Consider the following 21,023-nt stretch of genomic DNA (forward strand, 5'->3'; position numbering starts at 1 on the left):
TAAATTAATACGTTAATTTTGCAAACTCTAAAAAAAATAAAATGAGCTTTAAAGAAGAAATTGCTAAAAGAAGAACTTTTGGAATTATATCACATCCAGATGCCGGAAAGACAACTCTAACTGAAAAATTATTACTTTTTGGAGGAGCTATTCAAGAAGCTGGAGCTGTAAAAAGCAATAAGATTAAGAAAGGTGCCACTTCCGATTTTATGGAAATTGAGAGACAAAGAGGTATTTCTGTAGCAACTTCTGTTTTAGCATTCATCTACAAAGACAAGAAAATTAATATTCTTGACACTCCCGGACATAAAGATTTTGCCGAGGACACCTTTAGAACACTTACTGCTGTAGACAGTGTAATTGTTGTAATTGACGTTGCCAAAGGGGTTGAGGAACAAACTGAAAAATTAGTTGAAGTTTGTAGAATGAGAAAAATCCCTATCATTGTATTTATCAATAAATTAGATCGTGAAGGAAAAGATGCATTTGATTTATTAGATGAAGTAGAGCAAAAACTTGGGCTAACCGTTACTCCATTAAGCTTTCCTATAGGGATGGGTTATGACTTTAAAGGAATTTACAACATTTGGGAAAAAAATATTAATTTATTTTCTGGAGACAGTAGAAAAGATATTGAAGAAACTATTGCTTTTTCTGATATAAACAATCCAGAACTTGATGGAATTATTGGTGAAAAACCAGCTAAAAGACTTAGAGAAGAATTAGAGTTAATCGATGAAGTTTACCCAACTTTTAATAGAGATGAATATTTAGCAGGACAACTTCAACCTGTGTTTTTTGGTTCGGCATTAAATAATTTTGGTGTTAGAGAATTGTTAGACTGTTTTATTGACATTGCTCCTGCTCCAAGACCTAAAGAATCAGATACTAGACTTGTACAACCTGATGAAAATAAATTTAGCGGTTTTGTATTTAAAATTCATGCTAATATGGATCCTAAACATAGAGATAGATTAGCGTTCATTAAAATTGTTTCAGGAACATTTGAAAGAAACAAGCCGTATTTACATGTAAGAAACGGTAAGAACATGAAATTTTCAAGTCCGAATGCTTTTTTTGCTGAAAAAAAAGAAATTGTTGATATTTCATATCCTGGAGACATTGTTGGACTTCATGATACTGGAAATTTTAAAATTGGAGACACTTTAACGGAAGGCGAAAAAATGAATTATAAAGGAATTCCAAGTTTTTCACCTGAACATTTTAGATATATTAATAATTCAGATCCTTTAAAATCAAAACAACTTGAAAAAGGAATTGACCAGTTAATGGATGAAGGTGTTGCGCAATTGTTTACATTAGAAATGAATGGACGTAAAATTATTGGAACTGTTGGAGCATTACAATATGAAGTAATTCAGTATCGTTTAGAGCATGAATATGGCGCAAAATGTAGTTATGAAAACTTCCCTGCATACAAAGCGTGTTGGGTTAAGCCTGATGATGCTAAAAATGAAGAGTTTAGAGAATTTAGAAGAATTAAACAAAAATTCCTTGGAACTGATAAATACGGTCAATTAGTATTTTTAGCAGATAGTGAGTTTTCAATACAAATGACCAAACAAAAATACCCAAGTGTAAAGTTATTTTTTACTTCAGATTTTCATAATTCATAATTTTTTAATATAATTGCATAACAATCGCCCTATTTAACCTAAAACAAAAAGAATGAAATTCACAAATTTTAAATTTTTAGCTACTATCATGATGGCTTTCATTAGCTTCCTTAGTGTAGCACAGCCAATTGATCCACCAGCTGATGATGACCCGCCACCAGCACCAATTAACACAAAATTAATTTGGTTAACAATAATAGGAATAGCATTTATGTTTTATTATTTTAAAAATAGAAAGCAATTTGCAACTAAATAATAAAAAAAGCACACTTAAAAGTGTGCTTTTTTTATTATCATCTACTATTTATTATTCATTCATTCTTCTCTCTCTAGCTAGTAGAGTATTCTTTAACAACATTGCAATTGTCATTGGACCTACTCCTCCAGGAACTGGAGTGATATAAGATGCTTTTTTTGAAACATTCTCAAAATCAACATCTCCAGTAATTTTATAACCTCGCTCAGATGTTTCATCTGGAACCCTAGTAATTCCAACATCAATAATAACAGCATCATCTTTTATCATCTCAGCTTTTAAATAATTAGGAACACCTAATGCTGTAATGATAATATCCGCCTGACTTGTTATTTGATTTATGTTTTTAGTATGACTGTGTGTTAAGGTAACTGTTGAATTTCCAGGAAAACCTTTTCTTCCCATTAAAATACTCATTGGTCTACCTACAATATGACTTCTACCAATAACTACGGTTTGCTTTCCTTTTGTTTCAACATTATAGCGTTCTAAAAGCTCTAAAATTCCGAAAGGAGTTGCTGGAATAAATGTACTCATATCTAAGGCCATTTTTCCGAAATTTTCAGGATGAAACCCATCAACATCTTTACTTGGATCAACAGCCATTAATACTTTTTGAGTATCTATTTGATCTGGTAATGGCAATTGAACAATAAATCCATCAATATCATCATTTTCATTTAATTCCTTAATTTTCTTAAGCAATTCAGTCTCTGAAGTAGTGCTTGGCATTTTTATTAAAGTAGATTCAAAACCTACTCTTTCGCAAGCTTTTACTTTGCTGCCTACATAAGTTAAACTCGCCCCATCATTACCTACAATTAGAGCAGCTAAATGAGGAACTTTTTCGCCTTTAGCTTTCATCTTGTCAACTTCAGCAGTAATTTCGTTTTTAATATCTTCCGAAACTTTTTTCCCGTCTAATAAAATCATTGTTTTGTGGTTGTGTGTTGTTTATTAAAAAAATAAGACGCAAAAAATTGCGCCTTACATATTATCTCATTCCTTTCATGCCTTGCATCATACGCATCATATTTTTTCCTCCACCGCCTTGCATCATTTTCATCATTTTACCCATTTGATCAAACTGCTTCATTAATTGATTGATTTGCTCAACACTTGTACCAGAACCTTTTGCAATCCTAGCTTTACGTTTTACGTCAATTACCGAAGGTTTTGTTCTTTCTAAAGGAGTCATAGAGTGAATGATAGCTTCTATATGCTTAAAAGCATCATCTTCTATCTCTACATCTTTTAATGCTTTTCCAGCTCCAGGTATCATTCCGACAAGGTCTTTCATGTTACCCATTTTTTTAATTTGTTGAATTTGAGTTAAGAAATCATCAAAACCAAACTCGTTTTTAGCAATTTTCTTCTGTAATTTTCTTGCTTCCTCTTCATCGTATTGTTCTTGAGCTCTTTCTACTAAAGACACAACATCTCCCATTCCAAGGATACGTTCTGCCATACGATTTGGGTAGAAAACATCAATTGCATCCATTTTTTCACCTGTACCAATAAACTTAATAGGTTTATCAACTACCGATTTAATTGAAATTGCAGCTCCACCACGAGTATCACCGTCTAACTTTGTTAAAATAACTCCGTCAAAATTTAATTTATCATTAAATGCTTTTGCAGTATTAACTGCGTCTTGACCCGTCATTGCATCAACAACGAATAATGTTTCTTGTGGTTGAATTGCTTTATGTACTTCAGCAATTTCATTCATCATTTGTTCGTCTATTGCTAAACGACCAGCAGTATCAACAATTACTACATTAAAACCATTTGCTTTTGCATGCTTAATTGCATTTTGAGCAATTTCAACTGGATTTTTATTTTCTGGTTCTGAATAAACCTCAACACCAATTTGATCTCCTACAATATGTAACTGATTAATTGCCGCCGGACGATAAATATCACAGGCAACTAATAATGGTTTTTTGTTTTTCTTAGTTTTAAGAAAGTTGGCCAATTTACCAGAAAAGGTTGTTTTACCTGAACCCTGTAAACCTGACATTAAAATTACCGATGGATTTCCAGAGAGGTTAACTCCTTCAACATCGCCACCCATTAATTCTGTCAATTCATCTTTAACAATTTTAACTAATAATTGACCTGGTTGTAATGTAGTTAATACATTTTGTCCAATAGCTTTTTCTTTTACTCTTGTGGTAAAATCTTTTGCTATTTTAAAATTCACATCGGCATCTAATAATGCTCGACGAACTTCTTTCAAAGTATCAGCAACATTAACATCGGTAATTTTACCATGCCCTTTTAAAATATGAAAAGCCTTATCTAATTTATCTGTTAAATTATTAAACATAATGTCTTGTAGTTTTTATAAGATGCAAAGATAGTATAAAGTTGTAAAGTTACAAAGAGCTAAAATTGGTTTTAAAATTAAAAATTAGTAACAATAATTCAGATTAATAGACTAACACAATAACAAAACTATAAAAACCTGATTATGATTTTAACAACGACCAATTCTGTAGAAGATTATAAAATTTTAGAATACAGAGGCATCGTTTCTGGTACTTCGGTAAATGCACAGAAAATAAAAATGACATTCAATATGCAAAAACATTATTCCGGAATTAGTGAAAGTATTTCTGAAATTAAAGAACAAGCATTTGTGCAACTTAAAGAAAATGCCGAAAAACTAAATGCCAATGCTGTTGTAGGAATAAATGTTGATATTGAGTTATCTGTTAACAATTATATTACAGTTACAACAACTGGTACTGCTGTTAGTATTGTTAAAAGATAGTACTCTTTTAAATATAAAAAAATGCCGTTTCATGAATGAAACGGCATTTTTTATGTACTTATATTTAGTCTTTCACTTTAAATACTTTTCGAAGAATATCTCCCATTAAGCACCAGTTTGTAAATGAGGACTGCAATAAATTTGCACCTACGAATAAAGTAAACCAATAAAAATTTGGATTTACATACATTCCCAATAGAACACTTATAATTATAAATATTCCTGCGATTCTTGTAATTAGTTTATTAACCATTTTTTTTATTTTTAATTTGACTTTTCTATGTTTAAAACAGCCACATGAATATGTGAAAGCGTTTCTTGTTTTGTATTAAAATCGTTTATGGATTCAAATAACCTATCTACATTTTCTTTTTTTACAAAAGCATAAAACAAAATAGATTGCGATTGATTCATCTCGGCTGAAAACCAATTGGATTCTAGAGCATCTTCTGTACTATCTCGAAAACCAATAACGTCTTTATATGAAAACGTAGTTACTTCTGCTTTTTTTAATTGTTGTTTGATTTCTTTTTCAAACTCTTTAATCGCTGTTAATATTAGTAGCTTCATGATTCTTAAATATTAGTTTCGTTTTGATTTTCTTCCACTACCTCTTTATTCTCCCATTTTTTTCTTTCTGTAATGTAGTAAATTAATGGCACTACTAATAGCGTTAATATAGTAGAAACAATAGCACCTGCAACTAAAGAAATTGCTAGTCCTTGGAAAATAGGGTCAAATAAAATAATTGACGCCCCAATAACTACTGCTCCTGTTGTTAATAAAATAGGTGTGGTTCTTACCGCTCCGGCTTCAATAATAGCTTGTTTTATAGGTATACCTTCATTTAATCGAATTTCAATAAAATCGATCAATAAGACGGAGTTCCGAACCATAACCCCAGCTAATGCAATCATTCCAATAAAAGAAGTAGCTGTAAAGAAGGCGCCTAGAACCCAGTGACCTAATACAATTCCAACTAACGATAGTGGAATTGCAACCATCATTACCATTGGTGTTTTAAAGTTTTGGAACCAACCAACAATTAACATGTAAATTACAATAATAACAACTAAGAAAGCAGCTCCTAAATCGCGGAATACTTCTAATGTAATTTGCCATTCACCATCCCATTTAACACTAAAATTACTTTCATCTGAAGGTTGATCTGTGTACAATTCATTAACCGTATATCCTTTTGGCAATTTCATTTTTTGTAACTTCTCATTCATCCCTAAAATAGCATATACTGGACTTTCTAATCCGCCAGCCATGTCAGCCAATACATAAACTACACGTTTTTGATCTTTACGATAAATCGTATTTTGTAGTGTGTCTATTTTAACTTTTACCAAATCACTTACCGAAACAACATTACCTTGACTTCCTTTAATTTTAAGGTTTTGAAGTTCTTGAAGAGAAGATTTGTCTGAATCATCTAATGCTAGAACAATTCCAACCGGGTCAACAGAATTTTCATCATATAAATTAGAAACTGGCATTTCGCTAAGTAAATAGGTTAGATTACCTACAACTTGTTGTGGTGCAATTCCATTTAACATGGCTTTTTCTTTATCCACTTCCAGTCTATATTCTACTTGTTGTGCTTCAACCATCCAATCTGTATCAACCACATCATCAGTAGTTTCTAAAATTGTTTTTACTTGATTTGCAACTTTAATTTGGTCTTCATAATTAGGACCGTAAATTTCAGCAACTAATGTTGATAATACTGGCGGTCCTGGTGGAACCTCAACTATTTTAATATTAGCACCATATTTTTTTCCAATTTTTTGTACTTCTGGACGAACTATTTTTGCAATATCGTGACTCTGTAACTCTCTGTCAGCTTTATGTAATAAATTCACTTGAATATCAGCCATATTACTTCCGCCACGTAAATCATAATGACGAACTAGTCCGTTGAACGTAATAGGTGCTGAAGCTCCAACATAATTTTGATAATCTACTACTTCAGGAACCGTAGAAAGATATTGCGCAACTTCTTTTGTTACCGCAGCAGTTCTTTCTAAAGTTGTTCCTTCTGGCATATCAATAACCACTTGAAATTCGTTTTTATTATCAAATGGCAACATTTTTACCGTAACTGATTTAGTAAAAAACATAGCTACTGAGCCTAATAATAAAACTATCGTAACTAAAAACATTAGGTTACGTTTTTTAGAATTATCTAAAAGTGGTTGCTCTATTTTTTTATAGATTTTATAAATTCTACTCGTTTCTAAACCCTCTTCTTCTTTGTGTTCTTGGTCATCTTTTTCTTGTAACAAATGGTAACCCAAATAAGGAGTAACTGTTAAGGCTACAAATAACGATAATATCATGGCAATAGATGCACCAATTGGCATAGGACTCATATATGGCCCCATCATTCCAGACACAAATGCCATTGGTAAAATAGCAGCTATTACAGTAAATGTTGCTAATATTGTTGGGTTTCCTACTTCATTAATCGCATAAATAGCAGCTTGTTTAAAAGGAAGTCGTTTCATTTTAAAATGCCTGTGCATATTTTCGGCAATAATAATACTATCATCTACTACAATACCTACAACAAATACTAGGGCAAAAAGAGTAATTCTATTTAATGTATAACCTAATAAATAATAACTAAACAATGTTAATGCGAAGGTTAAAGGAACAGAAAAGAATACAACTAATCCACCTCTCCAGCCCATAGCTAACATTACAAGAATTGTAACCGCTATAATTGCAACACCTAAATGCAATAACAATTCACCCACTTTATGCGAAGCCGTTTCTCCATAATTACGAGAAACTTCTACATGAACATCTGTAGGAATTATGTTTTTCTTTAAACCATCAACTTTTGCTACTATTTTTTCTGCAATTTTCATTGCATCGGCACCTTTAACTTTCGCTACCGAAATAGTTACTGCTGGATATTCTGATTTATAATTAGAGAATTTTTCATTCGCTTTTCCATATCCAAAAGAAACGTAATTTTTAGGAGATTGGGGTCCGTCTTGAATAGCAGCAACTTGCTTTAAATAAACAGGCATGTTTTTATTTACCCCAATTACTAGATTTTCAACATCTTCAGTAGAAGCTAAAAATTTTCCTGTTGTAACTAAATATTCCGTATCATTTTGAACAAAACTTCCCGATTGTGAACTTCCATTATTAGCTTGAATCATTTGCATAATGCTTAACGCATCTACACCATTTTCAGCCATTTTATCTTTATCTAAAACAACCTTTAATTCACGAGTTCTACCACCAATTTCTTTTGTAATGGCAACATCTTTTACTTTTTCAATTTCATTTGTAACTTCTTCCGCTATTTGGCGTAATTGAAAATCATCATATTTTTCACTCCAAAGCGTTAAACCTAACATAGGAACATCGTCTATAGAACGTGTTTTTACCATAGGCTGCATAACTCCTTGCGGAAACATATCTTGATGTTTCATCAATTCATCATACAACTTAACATAGGATTCTTCACTATTTTCACCTACATAAAACTGTACAATTATCATAGCCTGACCGTTCATTGCCATACTATGCAAATGCTCTACTCCTTTTATGTTAGCAATAACTTTTTCAAGTGGTTTTATTACTCTACTTTCTACTTCACTTGGGCTTGCTCCAGGATAACCAACCATAACGTCAGCCATAGGAACATTAATTTGTGGCTCTTCTTCTCTAGGAATTAAGAGCGAACTGTATGAACCAATTATCATTAAAGCCACCATTAACAAAATGGTTAACTTTGAGTTCATGAAAAAATTGGCTATTTTACCTGATATACCTTCTTGCATTTTCTTTTTTTTTTTAAGTTTCAATTACTGAATACTAACTTTAGCACCGTTGAATAACTTTCCATCAGCTGAAACAATATATTGCTCATTAACTGATAAACCAGACAATACTTCTACTTGGTCTCCAAAAGTTTTTCCAATTCTTAACCATCTTAAAATAGCAACATTTCCGCTACCTATTGTGTAAATTCCTGTCAATTGTCCTTCTTTTACCAAAGCAGTCACAGGAATTAAAACTTTATCAGAAACTTTTACATTTTCTTTCTTTTCAACAGGGAATTGAACATTAACAAACATTCCTGATAAAATTTTAGCTTCTGATTTGTTTAAATCAATTTTAACCAAATATTGACCGCCTGTATTTTTAGCTGACAAACTAATTTCAGAAACCTTTCCTTCAACTTCTTGGTTGATAGATTTTACTAAAACATTTACTTTCATTCCTTGTGTAATTAAAGCAATATCACTTTCTGATACCATTGCAGTAACTTGTAATTTTTTTGCTCCTTCAATACTTACTAAAGGCATTCCTGGGTTTGCCATATCTCCTTCTTTTACAAATGTATTAGTTACAACACCACTAAAAGGAGCAGATATATTTGAATATGCAAATTGTGCGTTAATTTCGTTACGCATTTGTTTTGCAGCCTCTAAACCTGCTTTTGCCATTTCGTAACGAGCTGTCATATCATCTAATTCTTTTTGAGAAGCACTTTGTTGTGCAAATAAATTTACAAAACGATCATAATCTTTTTTAGCATTATTATAACCTGCTTGAGCTTGTGTTATAGATGCATTAACTTGTGCTTTTTTAGCCTGTAAGTCGGTATTATTTACACTTACTAAAAGTTGTCCTTGCGAAACTTTTTGTCCTACTTTAACATTTACTTTAGTTACATAACCCATCATTCTAGTACTTAAATTAGCACTATTTTCTGCTTCAATTTTTCCACTTGCAGAAACGTATGGACTTGTATTATTATCTGAAATTCCAGCAACTTTTACAGGAATAGCAGGTAAACTTGCTACTTGTTCTTTTTTATCACCTCCACAAGAAATAAATACTGTTGAAGCTACTATTAATATTGCAATTGCTTTTTTTCTCATGTTTAGTGTTTTTATAGTTAGATTTTCGTGAATTTTAGGTTTCATGGTTTTATTTCGTTAAAAATTGTAAATATTGTTTGGTAAAATTATATTCAAAAACAGCTTGTAAATGCTCTAACTCTTTTTGAGCCATTTGTGTCTCAGACATTAACAAATCGGTTGTCTTTTCTAAACCTTGAGTGTATCTATTCTGAAGTATCCTGTATGCTTCTTGAGATTGTTCGTAAGCTAACTTTGAAAGATTTACTTTATTTTCTGCGTCTAAAAGCTGACGACTACTCTTATTTAACTCTAACTGACTTTGTTTTTTATATTGTTCTGTTTCTAATTCAGCTTTTTGAAAATCAGCCTTCGCTTTTTGGGTTTTTCCAATGTTTTTGTAACCATCAAAAACATCCCATGACAATTGAGCACCAATTAAATACCCTTTAGCATTTGTACTTAAAAATTTACTATCATATAATTGATAATTTCCAAAAGCGTTTAATCTTGGTAAAAAACCATATTTTGAAGATTGGTACATTTTACGATATGCTTCTGATGACATTTCCATTGCTTGAATATCTTTTCTAGAATCTGACAATGATGTGTTTATGTTTTCAATTGCAATTGTGCTTTCTAATTCTTCAGAAGGTTTATATGTTTTTCCATTTGTATCTTCGTTTAAAAGAAACCCTAAATAATCTGATGCATTTTGCACATTACTTTTAGCATATTGTAACTGGTTTGCTATTTCATTTACTCTAACTTGAACATTTAGTAAATCTGTTTTTTGAAGCATTCCGTTTTTAAAATAGTTTTCTACCATTTTAAGATTACCTTTTGCTGTTGCGTTTGCTTTTTCTAATACAATTACTGCTTTATAAGCCAATTGCAATTGCATATAAGATTTAGAAACTTCCAATTCTAAATATTCTTTTGTTCTTTCTGTTTGCAACTGAAAAGCATTCATTTTTGCTTTAGCTGCTTGTCTTCCTAACAACCCATCAATATTAATTAAAGGTTGTTTTACTTCTATAACAGTTGCAAAGTTTTGAATTGGATCGGGATCATTTAATAACGCTGGATTAAAATCAGAAGCCGTTAAAATTTCCTGATTTAATTTTGAACCAAACGCCATTAAAGGATTTGTTGTTGAAATCCCTGTGTAAGAAGCATTAATATTAGGTAAGAAAAGTGCATTAGACTGACGATAATCTCCTCGAGCTGATTCAAAAGATATTTCAGCGACTTTAATTTGAAGGTTATTTTCTATTACCTTCTCAAGTACTTCACTTTTAGAAATTGACAATGTATCTTGACTATTAGCCATATAAGAAGTCATTGCAATTGTACTGATTATTAAAATTTTAATTTTTTTCATTGGTTTATCATTTTACATTAACAAAAGTACGATAGCCAAAATCTACATTCAGTAACAAGTGTTACACTGAAAAGTAACTTATGATACAAAAAGAAAAGAGCATTTTTACAAATGCTCTTTTACTAACCAATAAAAACTAAAAACAATCATCATCTTCAAAATGATTATTACTTTCTTGTTCCACCATGACCACCAGCAACAATTTTCATAATTCTAATGTTTAAATAGAAAAATTTAAAAAATTGTAAAAACGGATTTTGCATTTTAGAACGCTGTGCGTTAGATATTCTTTGTGCCATTTTATTTATTTTTTTAGGATTTAGATAAGGAATTATAACTTTTTAATAAATTCCTATTGATTATTCAGGAATTAACCACCAAAAGGGTTTCATTTTTGCTTTATATATGAAAGCATAATGTAAAGCTAATTTAACCCAATGTCCGGCTAAACCAATATCTCCAAATGTTTTATTTATATCTCTTCCTCCTGTTTCACCATATTTTTTATAATCGGGAACAATTGGATAGGTAGTAATACTTACCCCACTACCTTTTGTCATTCCATAACCAGCAGAAGCTATACAAGCAGCTCCCATATTCCCTAAAGAACCTTTATGATGTAATGATTCTTTACCAGCTTTAATACTATCAATAATATTATCTGCTACTAATCTTGCTGTAATTCCAGAAGGCATACCTGTTCTTGGTGGTGAAGGAAAAATATCTGTACCATTTTTACTCTTTCTTGGTTTAGATATAGAATGAGGCGGAGCAAAAGCAATTCCAGGAGCAAAAATATTTTTATATGATGGATTTTGATAGGTTTCTGGCCAATCTTGAACTGTCCATTCTTCGTAAGGTCTTGGTGTATAATCGGCATCTACAATCATAAATCCTTTGAATAATTTATCGGTAATATCTGCAGCATTTTTATCATATGCTTTAAATCCGTGACCTGAAAAAGCAGGAATTAACATCGCAAAATCATAGGTTTCAGATTTATATTCTCCTTCTAAATTTTCATAATGAGCAATTCCATCTTCTATTTTGTTGACACCAGCACCTAAAATCCACTTGATACCTCTATCTTCAAAAATCATTTCAATCATGTCTTTGGATTTCATATTGAAACCGTTGTAATCCATTAACATACCATCCATTCCGAAATCACCTAAGTCATTTTCATTCGAAATCCATGTTATTTCTACTTTATCTCTAACACCGTGTCTAACTAATTCTTTTTCTACATTTAAAATGTATTCAAAAGCGGCTCCTTGGCAAGTTGCTTTAGCATGACCAGTTCCAATTAAAATCTTAGCTTTTTTATCTGATTTTTTTAATTCATTAATAAGCTCTTTTAAACCGTGCCAAGCGTGTTCAGCATGATCATAAGTACAAACCGAAAAAGCTTTATTTGTTCCTGGATTTAAACCTTCTGTTAAATCGAAAGCTAGTTTTGGCCCTGTTGCATTGATTAAATAATCATAGGTAACATTTTCTTGTGTACCTTTTTTTTCTCCAAACACATATTCAACAGAAACGAATGGTTTATCTTCATTTTTATTTCCTTCAGGATGAAAAGAAACTACTTTAGCTTGTTTGTAACCAATTCCTTTTCTTTTATATAATGGTTCCAATGGAAAAATTAATTGTTCAGCTTTCATTCTTCCAATTCCTACCCAAATATTCGAAGGAACCCATTGGTAATTTCTATTAGGAGAAACTACAAGAACTTCATGCTCTTTCCCTAATTTTCTTCTTAAATGTGCAGCTGCTGTATGACCAGAAATTCCTGCACCTAATATTACTATTTTTGACATTTTGATTAGTTTGATACTTCAAAGTTAAAATATGCCATAACTCCCTACAGCAACATTTGTTACATAAAAAAAGTGTCTAAAAAAGACACTTTTTTTATGTAATTTAATGATCACCGTAGCCTACATCATCCATCTTTCCTCTAAAAACTTTGTATTGAACTATCATGTAAATAATTACCAAAACCAAAGCTATAAAAAACCATTTCATTCCGGTTGCCAATCCGTATTCATGAGCTGCAACATTTTCAATGGTTAACGAAGGGTTTATAGTATTGGTAGACGGTAGTAGTTTAGGAAATATTGAAGCGACTGTTGATGCTAAACCCCCAACTAAAAACAGAGTTGAAAACAAAAATCCCATTCCATGTTTTTTAAACGATTTGACTTTAAATAAGCCAAAAATTCCAGTAAAGGTAATTAAAGGTAAAATCCATAAAAAAGGATATTGAATAAAATTATGAAACGGATTTGGTTCAATAATGTGCCAAACTAATAAAGAAATAACTACCAATGCTAGCAGAGCAAAATTCAATTTAAAGACTACTGTTTTTAGCTTTTCATTGATATCGGCATTTGTTTTATAAATAATCCAATTGGCTCCATGAATGGTTAGGGCTATAACACTTATTATTCCTAATAACAATGTAAACCAATCGATTACACCAAGATTTTCTGAAGTTGGACTAAATTCTGGATTCCATAAAGGTAAAAAGAAATAATGTGCTTCAACTGTAGAAACTCCATTTTCAACCATTCCTAAATTTACACCTCTAACTACATTCCCTAATGCTACTCCAAAGAATAAAGCTAATAACAAACTAGCAATTCCAAAAGCTTTATCCCAAATGGATTCCCACATTGGATGATGTACTTGACCACGTAATTCTAGACCAACAGCTCTAAAAATCAACAACCAAAGCACCATAATTAAAGGCAAATAAAACCCACTAAATGAAGAAGCATACAATGTTGGAAATGCAAAAAACAACACACCTCCAACGGCAATCAACCAAACTTCGTTTGCATCCCAAAAAGGTCCAATAGCATTTGTAATGGCTTTTTTATCTTTTTCTGTTTTACCAAAAAATAAATGTATAATTCCTGCTCCAAAATCATAACCATCTAAAACGACATAAGCAGCTAGCATTATAACTATAACTATATACCAAAAATATTCCATGATCTAATGTGTTTGAGGTTTTGGACCTTTGTTAATAATTTTTCCCACTAATAAAAGAAATAACATTCCTAATAAAAGATACAATCCGATAAATCCAAGTAAAGTGAATAATGTATTTCCTGATGAAACAGTTGGTGAAGCGCCTTCTGATGTTCTTAATAAATTATAAACCAACCAAGGTTGTCTTCCTAATTCTGCCGTGTACCAACCCGTTGTATTGGCAATATATGGAAATGGAATAAAAAATAACAATAACCATAAAACCCATTTCGTTTCATATAATTTCTTTCTAATTAATTGAAAAACAGCAAAAGCCAATAATCCAATAAATAATGTACCTAAACCAACCATAATATGGTAACCATAATACAAGCCGGAAATATTTGTAGGATGAACATCTTCTGTAAATTGATCTAAACCTTTTACTTCTTGATCCCAATTTCCATAAGTTAAGAAACTCAAAATATTTGGTACCGCAATTTTATTGTCTAGTTTTTTGTTTTTTACGTCTGGTTGTCCAATTAGAACTATTTCAGAACCCCCTTTTTCAGTATGAAAAATTCCTTCCATAGCTGCAAAAGTTACAGGTTGATATTTCACAACATTTTTAGCTAATAAATCTCCTGTTGGCATCGCTACAATTAAAGAAGAAATTAAACCAAATATTACTCCTGTTTTAACGAATAATTTACCAAACTCAACGTTTTTATTATTTAAAATATAAAAAGCTCCAACACCGGCAACCACGAAAGAAGCGGTTACTAAAGAAGCAGCTTGATTATGAAAATAAGATGGTAAAAGCCAAGGGTTTGAAAATAAGGCTCCAAAATTATTCAGAACAAATTTTCCGTTTGCTAAAATTTCATATCCTACAGGATTTTGCATCCAGGAATGGGTTGCTATGATTAAATAACCACTCATCCAAGAACCTAAAAAGACTAAAAAACCAGTTAAAAAATGCAACTTTTGACCTAGTAATTTTTCTCCAAACAAGAACAAACCTAAGAACGAAGATTCTAAAAAGAAAGAAAACATTCCTTCCATAGCTAAAGTTTGACCAATAATTCCTCCTGTGAGTTCAGAGAATTTTGCCCAATTAGTTCCAAACTGAAACTCCATTGGAATTCCGGTCACAACCCCCATTGCAAAATTTAAAGCAAAAATACGCATCCAAAATTTGGCGGCATCATTATACTGTTCGGTTTGTGTTTTAATGAATTTCCACTTAAAGTAAACAATCATTAACGAAAGTCCCATCGTTAATTGTGGAAACAAGTAGTGAAACGTGATAGTAAAGGCAAATTGCATTCTATCATAAAATAACATTTCTTCCATTATGTAAAATTTTAAACAAATTTACTAAACTTCAAACACTATAAAGTAACAAGCGTTATATAGCTAAAACTTTAACTAATGTTCAAATAAATTTAATTTGTTTTTTTATAACTCCAAACCGCAAAGCCATTAATTGCAAAAGCATAAATAGTAATTATTGCAATTTGATTTTTTATATCACTAAAACCTGCTCCCTTTAGCATAACCATTCTTATGACCTCTACAAAATAACGTATTGGATTCAATAAAGTGACTTTTTGAGCCCAATTTGGCATACTTTCAATTGGAGTGAAAAGTCCGCTCATTAAAATGAATATTACAGTAAAAAACCAAGCAATAAACATAGCTTGTTGTTGGGTTTCGGTATGATTGGAAATAAATAGTCCAATTCCGAGAATTAAAATTAAATAAATAGAAGTGAATCCATAAATCAAGAAAATATTCCCTAAAATGGGTACGTTGAAAACTAGCTTTGCAATAGTCAATCCGACAGTTAAGACCATTAAACCAATTACCCAAAACGGAAATAATTTTCCAATTATAAATTGGTGCTTTTTAATGGGTGTTACATTAATTTGTTCTAAAGTTCCGACTTCTTTTTCACGAACAATATTCATGGACGATAAGAATAAGGAAAGCATTGTTACTAATAAAACTAAAATTCCTGGAACCATAAATGTTTTATAATTCAAAGTTTTGTTATACCAAAATGATGGGATTGTTGTTATATTTTCGGCTTGTACAATAGTTCCTTGATTATAGGTTTGCAACTGTGTTTGTATAGATTGATTATAACCCGAAATAATTTGCGTAATATAAACATTTGAAACTCCAGCAGTTGCTCCATCTATAGCGTTGATACTTACCGAAAGATTTGTGTTTTGTTGCTTGATTAAATTACGTTCAAAATAAATTGGTATTTCGAGAATTACATCTACATTTCCTTTCTGCATTTGTAGATTGGCTTCTTTTTTTGAAGGAAATTGAGATATTATATTAAAATAATTGGATGCTTGAAATTTGCTTATCAATTCGCGTGAAGCTGAAGAATGATCATTATCAACATAGGAAAACTTAATGTTTTTGACTTCAAAACTAGCTGCGTTTGACAGAATAACCAATTGCATTAATGGTAAAATAAAAATAATAGGCAACATACTTTTATTTCTAAAAATTTGCTTGAACTCTTTTTGTATGATGAATAATATTGTTTTCATTTTATTTAGTTTTTGCCACGAAGACACAAAGTCACAAAGTTTTTTTTATTGAAATTGATTATTCTAATCTTATTTTATATTTTCTGATGCTGATTACTGTGTAAATTATTGTCATTGTAATAATAATTAAAGTTTCTTTCCAAATTAAAGCAAAACTTGAACCTTTTAACATGATGGCTTTGATGATGATGATGAACCATTTGGCTGGAATGATATTACTGATGACTTGTAATGGTAATGGCATGCTCGAAATGGGAAAAATAAATCCTGACAATAAGATTACAGGCAACATTAATCCGAATAGCGAAATCATCATGGCGGTTTGTTGAGAATTAGACAAAGTGGAAATTAAAATTCCTAATGCTAATGCGCAAACTATAAACAAAACGCTTTCTATAGCTAATAAAAAAAGACTTCCTTCAATAGGCATTTTGAACACAAAAAAACCTAAAAGCAGAATAACTGTTGCATTGATTACTGATAAAAAGATGTAAGGAAATACTTTTCCAATGATGACTTGAAACGGTTTTAGCGGAGAAACTAATAGGATCTCCATGGTGCCTAATTCTTTTTCTCGTGTAATGGAAATAGAAGTCATCATTGCTGAAACCAACATTAAAATTACCGTCATTACTCCGGGAACAAAGGTAAAAACGCTTTTCATTTCTGGATTATAAAACAATTGGGTTTGCGTTTGAATTTGATATGTTGGCTTATTATTTTTGTTTTTTTCTTGAATGAAATTTTGTAAAATCGACGTAATATAATTAGATATAGTATTAGCCATATTGGGATCGGTTGCATCTGTGATTACTTGCACTTTTCCGTTTTTTTGGGTTTGTAAATGCTTGATGAAATCATTTTCAAAAACCAAAACGGCTTTAACTTTTCCTTTCTTGAAAACAGATTCTATTTGTGCTTCGGTTGTAATTTCTTGTTCGATATCAAAATATGAGGAATTACTTATTTTTTGAATTATTTTTTGGGTTTCGGTGTCTTTTGATTTATCGAGAATAGCAATTTTTACGTTGTTAATTTCGTTTGTGATGGCGAAACCAAACAGCATAATTTGGGCAATTGGCATTCCGAAAAGTATGAACATAGAACGTTTATCACGAAAAATGTGATAAAATTCTTTTTTTACAAAACCGATGAATCTTTTCATTTTTTAGTAATTAGTTTACTCGATATTTCGAGCCAATTTTAAAAAAACATCATTCATAGAATCTACTTTGAATTGTTCTTTTAATTTTTTGGGCGTGTCAAGTGCTTCAATAACTCCGTCAACCATTATGGAAACACGGTCGCAATATTCGGCTTCGTCCATGTAATGCGTGGTTACGAATATGGTTGTGCCTTTGTATGCTTGGGTGTAAATCATTTCCCAAAATTGTCTTCTGGTTATTGGGTCAACTCCACCAGTTGGTTCATCTAGAAAAACTATTTTGGGTTCGTGTAATAAAGCAACTGAAAATGATAATTTTTGTTTCCAACCTAATGGTAATGAACCGACCAAATTATCAGCAACGTCTTGCATTTCTAATTCTTGTACTAATTGGATTGTTTTTTCTTTTATTTGCTTTCGCGATAAACCATAAATTCCTCCAAAAAAAGTAATATTTTCTTTAATGGTTAAATCGTCGTACAAAGAAAACTTCTGACTCATATAACCAATGCTTTTCTTAACCATTTCTGCTTGAGTCAATACATCAAAACCGGCCACATTTGCTTTACCAGAAGTTGGATTAGAAATTCCAATGAGCATTTTCATTGCAGTTGTTTTTCCTGCTCCGTTTGCTCCCAAAAAACCAAAAATCTCTCCTTTGTAGACATCAAAAGTGATTCCTTTCACTGCTGTAAAATCGCCAAATTGTTTGGTTAAGTTTTCTACTTGTATGATTTTTTCTTTATCCATAATTACAAATCCATAAATACATCTTCAATGGTTGTGATTGCTTTTTTTATTATAATTTCTAAATGATTCTTATGCTCTAAATATTCCTTTAAATCATTTGGATTGAAATCTTTTTTTCTATCAATGTAATGAATAAATTCGCCAAAAGCATAAACACTATAATGACTTGGATAGTTTTTTAAATCGTGAATTAAACCGTGTGTATTTTTAGATTGAATATCATAAATTACTTTTTCATAATTGGCCGTTATGGCTTGTGGTGAATCAATTTTTAAGATTTTACCTTTTTGAATTAAAGCAATTCTATCACATAAGGCAGCTTCATCCATATAAGGTGTGGAAACTAAAATGGTGATTCCTTTTTGTTGTAAACGTTTTAGCATTTGCCAAAATTCTTTTCGAGAAACAGGATCAACTCCTGTTGTAGGCTCGTCTAAAAACAAGACTTTTGGAGCATGAATTAAAGCACAACACAACGCTAATTTTTGTTTCATTCCACCAGATAAAGCTCCTGCTCTACGTTTTTTAAACGGTTCAATTTGAACGTAAATATCTTCGATTAAATCGTAGTTTTCTTCAATAGTTGTTCCAAAAATAGTCGCAAAAAAGGTTAGATTCTCTTCAACCGTTAAATCTTGGTACAACGAAAACTTACCAGGCATATATCCAACCGAATTTCTGATGGATTTATAATCCTCAACAACATCGAAATTTGCTACCGTTACCTTTCCTTCATCAGCAATTAAAAGTGTAGTTAAAATTCTAAAAATAGTCGTTTTTCCTGCACCATCTGGGCCAATTAATCCAAATAATTCTCCCTCATTTACTTCAAAAGAAATTGAATCAATAGCTTTGATTTTGTTGTAAGATTTAGAAATATTTTGGACTGAAATACTCATGTTTTTAAAATTTCAATGGCAATTTCAAAATTCAATTTCAACAAGATACTTGATATTGATTTTTGATATTGCTTATTTTATTAATAGAAAATTACTTTCTTCAATTGCGTCAATTTTATGTTTTACGTTTGGTTCAATTTTTACATAATCACCAGATTTCAAACTGATTTTTTGTGCATTTTCATCGCTAAAAAATGCTTCTCCAGAAACACAAACCAGTAAAGCTGGAATTTTTGTAATATGCTCTTTTAATTGTTCTCCTTTTGCAATTTGTATGGAAATAACATTTTGAGTTGGTTCAAATAAAACATTCGTTTGAACTGCTTTTCCTTCTGTATGTAAGTCTTGTAAATTCATTATTCGAAGTATTGATTAAATGTTGTAAATGATTTTTGAATTTCAGTAAATTGTTCGACAGATTTATCTTTTGAAAATTCATCAACTAAGTCAAGATATGGCAATAACCATTTGTGTAATTCATCGTGTGCCTGACCTTTCATTGTACAATTTGAAGTTAATAAATTAAGGTTTTCTTTTAGATTATCTGCTAAAACTTGATAATTTTCTGGTTTTGAATTATCAAATGAAGCAATATCTTTTTCCATATTACGAATGTGAGCCATCATATTGTCATCCACTTTCCATTTTTTATCCCCATCTAATTGAATAGCCTCATCATCTGAATGATTGTGAATTACAGTTTCAGTTGCTTGATTTGATTCGGTAGTTTCATTTTTTGCTTTATCGTTGCACGAAAAAAGGAAGAATGCAGATAACACAATTGTTGTAATTTTTAATTTATTCATGGTATTTAGTTATAGTTATTGATATTGAATTATAATTTAACTTCTGCTGGCATTCCTATTTTCAAACTGCCATCATTCTTAACGATTACTTTTACTGCGTAAACCAAATTGACTCTTTCTTCTTTGGTTTGGATAATTTTTGGCGTGAATTCAGCTGATGATGAAATCCAAGAAATTTTTCCTTTATATGGTTTTGTCCCTTCATTTTCATCAATTGAAACATTTACTTCTTGCCCAACTTTTATTGATGATAATTGAGTTTCACTAAAATAAACTCGTAAAGTCATTTCAGATAAATCAGCAATTTTATATAATGGTTTTCCAAACGCTGTAATCTCATTTGGTTCAGCATATTGAGCTAAAACCGTACCTTTTACAGGATTAATAATTTTTGATTTTTTAAGTTGATCGTTAATTTTTTCAATTTGAACTTCAATTGATTTTACTTCATTTACAATTGGAGCATTTTGTGTTTCTACACTATTTATTTGTTGTTGCAACACTTTTACTTTTCCCGTAATTTCATCAACTTGACGTTTAGTTGCTGCATTTTCATCAAACATATTTTTAATACGTTTTTGCTCAATTAAAGTGGTTTTTAATTGCTCATTCAACACATTCCGTTGCGACAAAACATTAGCTGATTTAGAATAAATTGTGCTTTTTGAAGCTATTAATTGTTGCTTATTCAAATACAACTGAACTGTATCTATTTGTCCAACTACTGCATCTTTCTCAAGTTGCATTCCTTCATCAAGATTTAAAAATTCTATTTTCCCATTGCTTTCGGCTGAAATTGTAACTTCGGTTGCTTCAAAATTTCCGTAAGCATCTGCTTCATTATCATTCTTGTTGCAAGAAAATAAAGTTAATGCGATTAATATTGTTAGTAAATTTTTCATT

At 31.0% G+C, this 21,023-nt stretch carries 21 protein-coding genes; 3 read left to right on the top strand and 18 right to left on the bottom strand.

From position 1 onward, the window contains the following. The first annotated feature begins 41 nt into the window (after window positions 1-41). Window positions 42-1,637, top strand: coding sequence for a peptide chain release factor 3 (locus tag OLM55_RS00110; RefSeq protein WP_264559389.1), 1,596 nt, complete (start codon window positions 42-44; stop codon window positions 1,635-1,637). A 52-nt stretch (window positions 1,638-1,689) separates the two neighbouring features. Further along, window positions 1,690-1,893 carry a hypothetical protein gene (locus OLM55_RS00115; RefSeq protein WP_264559390.1) on the top strand — a complete coding sequence of 68 codons (204 nt, stop codon included), beginning with the start codon at window positions 1,690-1,692 and terminating at the stop codon, window positions 1,891-1,893. A 51-nt stretch (window positions 1,894-1,944) separates the two neighbouring features. Here OLM55_RS00115 and OLM55_RS00120 read toward each other — a convergent pair whose 3' ends face one another. Together OLM55_RS00120 and ffh are read right to left on the bottom strand one after the other, a co-directional pair. Then, window positions 1,945-2,826, bottom strand: a complete 882-nt coding sequence (locus OLM55_RS00120) for a bifunctional 5,10-methylenetetrahydrofolate dehydrogenase/5,10-methenyltetrahydrofolate cyclohydrolase (protein WP_264559391.1) — start codon at window positions 2,824-2,826, stop codon at window positions 1,945-1,947. 61 nt (window positions 2,827-2,887) lie between these two features. After that, window positions 2,888-4,225, bottom strand: coding sequence for a signal recognition particle protein (ffh, locus tag OLM55_RS00125; protein WP_264559392.1), 1,338 nt, complete (start codon window positions 4,223-4,225; stop codon window positions 2,888-2,890). Window positions 4,226-4,369: 144 nt separating this feature from the next. On the opposite strand from ffh, the gene OLM55_RS00130 reads away from it, so the two are divergent. Then, window positions 4,370-4,672 carry a YbjQ family protein gene (locus OLM55_RS00130; protein WP_264559393.1) on the top strand — a complete coding sequence of 101 codons (303 nt, stop codon included), beginning with the start codon at window positions 4,370-4,372 and terminating at the stop codon, window positions 4,670-4,672. 64 nt (window positions 4,673-4,736) lie between these two features. On the opposite strand, the gene OLM55_RS00135 is transcribed toward OLM55_RS00130, so the two are convergent. The 16 genes from OLM55_RS00135 to OLM55_RS00210 all read right to left on the bottom strand — a co-directional run bounded on the left by OLM55_RS00135 (window position 4,737) and on the right by OLM55_RS00210 (window position 21,022). Further along, window positions 4,737-4,925 carry a DUF2892 domain-containing protein gene (locus tag OLM55_RS00135; protein ID WP_264559395.1) on the bottom strand — a complete coding sequence of 63 codons (189 nt, stop codon included), beginning with the start codon at window positions 4,923-4,925 and terminating at the stop codon, window positions 4,737-4,739. Between the two features lie 11 nt (window positions 4,926-4,936). Beyond that, the gene (locus tag OLM55_RS00140) at window positions 4,937-5,242 is read right to left on the bottom strand and encodes a hypothetical protein (RefSeq protein WP_264559396.1); all 306 of its coding nucleotides are present in this window, start codon (window positions 5,240-5,242) and stop codon (window positions 4,937-4,939) included. Window positions 5,243-5,247: 5 nt separating this feature from the next. Then, window positions 5,248-8,478 carry an efflux RND transporter permease subunit gene (locus OLM55_RS00145; protein WP_264559397.1) on the bottom strand — a complete coding sequence of 1,077 codons (3,231 nt, stop codon included), beginning with the start codon at window positions 8,476-8,478 and terminating at the stop codon, window positions 5,248-5,250. Between the two features lie 24 nt (window positions 8,479-8,502). Then, window positions 8,503-9,585 carry an efflux RND transporter periplasmic adaptor subunit gene (locus OLM55_RS00150; protein ID WP_264559398.1) on the bottom strand — a complete coding sequence of 361 codons (1,083 nt, stop codon included), beginning with the start codon at window positions 9,583-9,585 and terminating at the stop codon, window positions 8,503-8,505. 49 nt (window positions 9,586-9,634) lie between these two features. Continuing rightward, on the bottom strand, window positions 9,635-10,948 hold the full coding sequence (locus OLM55_RS00155) for a TolC family protein (protein WP_264559399.1): 1,314 nt from the start codon (window positions 10,946-10,948) through the stop codon (window positions 9,635-9,637). A gap of 167 nt (window positions 10,949-11,115) precedes the next feature. After that, window positions 11,116-11,247, bottom strand: coding sequence for a hypothetical protein (locus tag OLM55_RS00160; protein WP_264559400.1), 132 nt, complete (start codon window positions 11,245-11,247; stop codon window positions 11,116-11,118). Window positions 11,248-11,307: 60 nt separating this feature from the next. Next, window positions 11,308-12,768 carry an NAD(P)/FAD-dependent oxidoreductase gene (locus OLM55_RS00165; protein ID WP_264559401.1) on the bottom strand — a complete coding sequence of 487 codons (1,461 nt, stop codon included), beginning with the start codon at window positions 12,766-12,768 and terminating at the stop codon, window positions 11,308-11,310. A 103-nt stretch (window positions 12,769-12,871) separates the two neighbouring features. After that, window positions 12,872-13,948 carry a cytochrome d ubiquinol oxidase subunit II gene (gene cydB, locus OLM55_RS00170; protein ID WP_264559402.1) on the bottom strand — a complete coding sequence of 359 codons (1,077 nt, stop codon included), beginning with the start codon at window positions 13,946-13,948 and terminating at the stop codon, window positions 12,872-12,874. Window positions 13,949-13,951: 3 nt separating this feature from the next. Beyond that, window positions 13,952-15,283: a cytochrome ubiquinol oxidase subunit I gene (locus tag OLM55_RS00175; protein ID WP_264559403.1), complete on the bottom strand. Its 1,332-nt coding sequence runs from the start codon at window positions 15,281-15,283 to the stop codon at window positions 13,952-13,954. Between the two features lie 92 nt (window positions 15,284-15,375). Continuing rightward, a complete protein-coding gene (locus OLM55_RS00180; protein WP_264559404.1) occupies window positions 15,376-16,500 on the bottom strand; it encodes an ABC transporter permease in 1,125 nt (374 codons plus the stop codon). Window positions 16,501-16,558: 58 nt separating this feature from the next. After that, window positions 16,559-17,665, bottom strand: a complete 1,107-nt coding sequence (locus OLM55_RS00185; protein WP_264559405.1) for an ABC transporter permease — start codon at window positions 17,663-17,665, stop codon at window positions 16,559-16,561. Between the two features lie 15 nt (window positions 17,666-17,680). After that, window positions 17,681-18,415 (bottom strand): ABC transporter ATP-binding protein, encoded by a 735-nt coding sequence (locus tag OLM55_RS00190; protein ID WP_264559406.1) that lies wholly within the window; start codon window positions 18,413-18,415, stop codon window positions 17,681-17,683. Between the two features lie 2 nt (window positions 18,416-18,417). Continuing rightward, the gene (locus tag OLM55_RS00195; RefSeq protein WP_264559407.1) at window positions 18,418-19,314 is read right to left on the bottom strand and encodes an ABC transporter ATP-binding protein; all 897 of its coding nucleotides are present in this window, start codon (window positions 19,312-19,314) and stop codon (window positions 18,418-18,420) included. A gap of 72 nt (window positions 19,315-19,386) precedes the next feature. Then, window positions 19,387-19,671 (bottom strand): hypothetical protein, encoded by a 285-nt coding sequence (locus tag OLM55_RS00200; RefSeq protein WP_264559408.1) that lies wholly within the window; start codon window positions 19,669-19,671, stop codon window positions 19,387-19,389. After that, a complete protein-coding gene (locus OLM55_RS00205; protein ID WP_264559409.1) occupies window positions 19,671-20,120 on the bottom strand; it encodes a hypothetical protein in 450 nt (149 codons plus the stop codon). The genes OLM55_RS00200 and OLM55_RS00205 overlap by 1 nt, the downstream gene beginning before the upstream one ends. Before the next feature lie 29 nt (window positions 20,121-20,149). Continuing rightward, window positions 20,150-21,022, bottom strand: coding sequence for an HlyD family secretion protein (locus OLM55_RS00210; protein WP_264559410.1), 873 nt, complete (start codon window positions 21,020-21,022; stop codon window positions 20,150-20,152). Window position 21,023 lies beyond the last annotated feature (1 nt).

This window comes from Flavobacterium sp. N2270, assembly GCF_025947225.1.
Lineage (GTDB): Bacteria > Bacteroidota > Bacteroidia > Flavobacteriales > Flavobacteriaceae > Flavobacterium.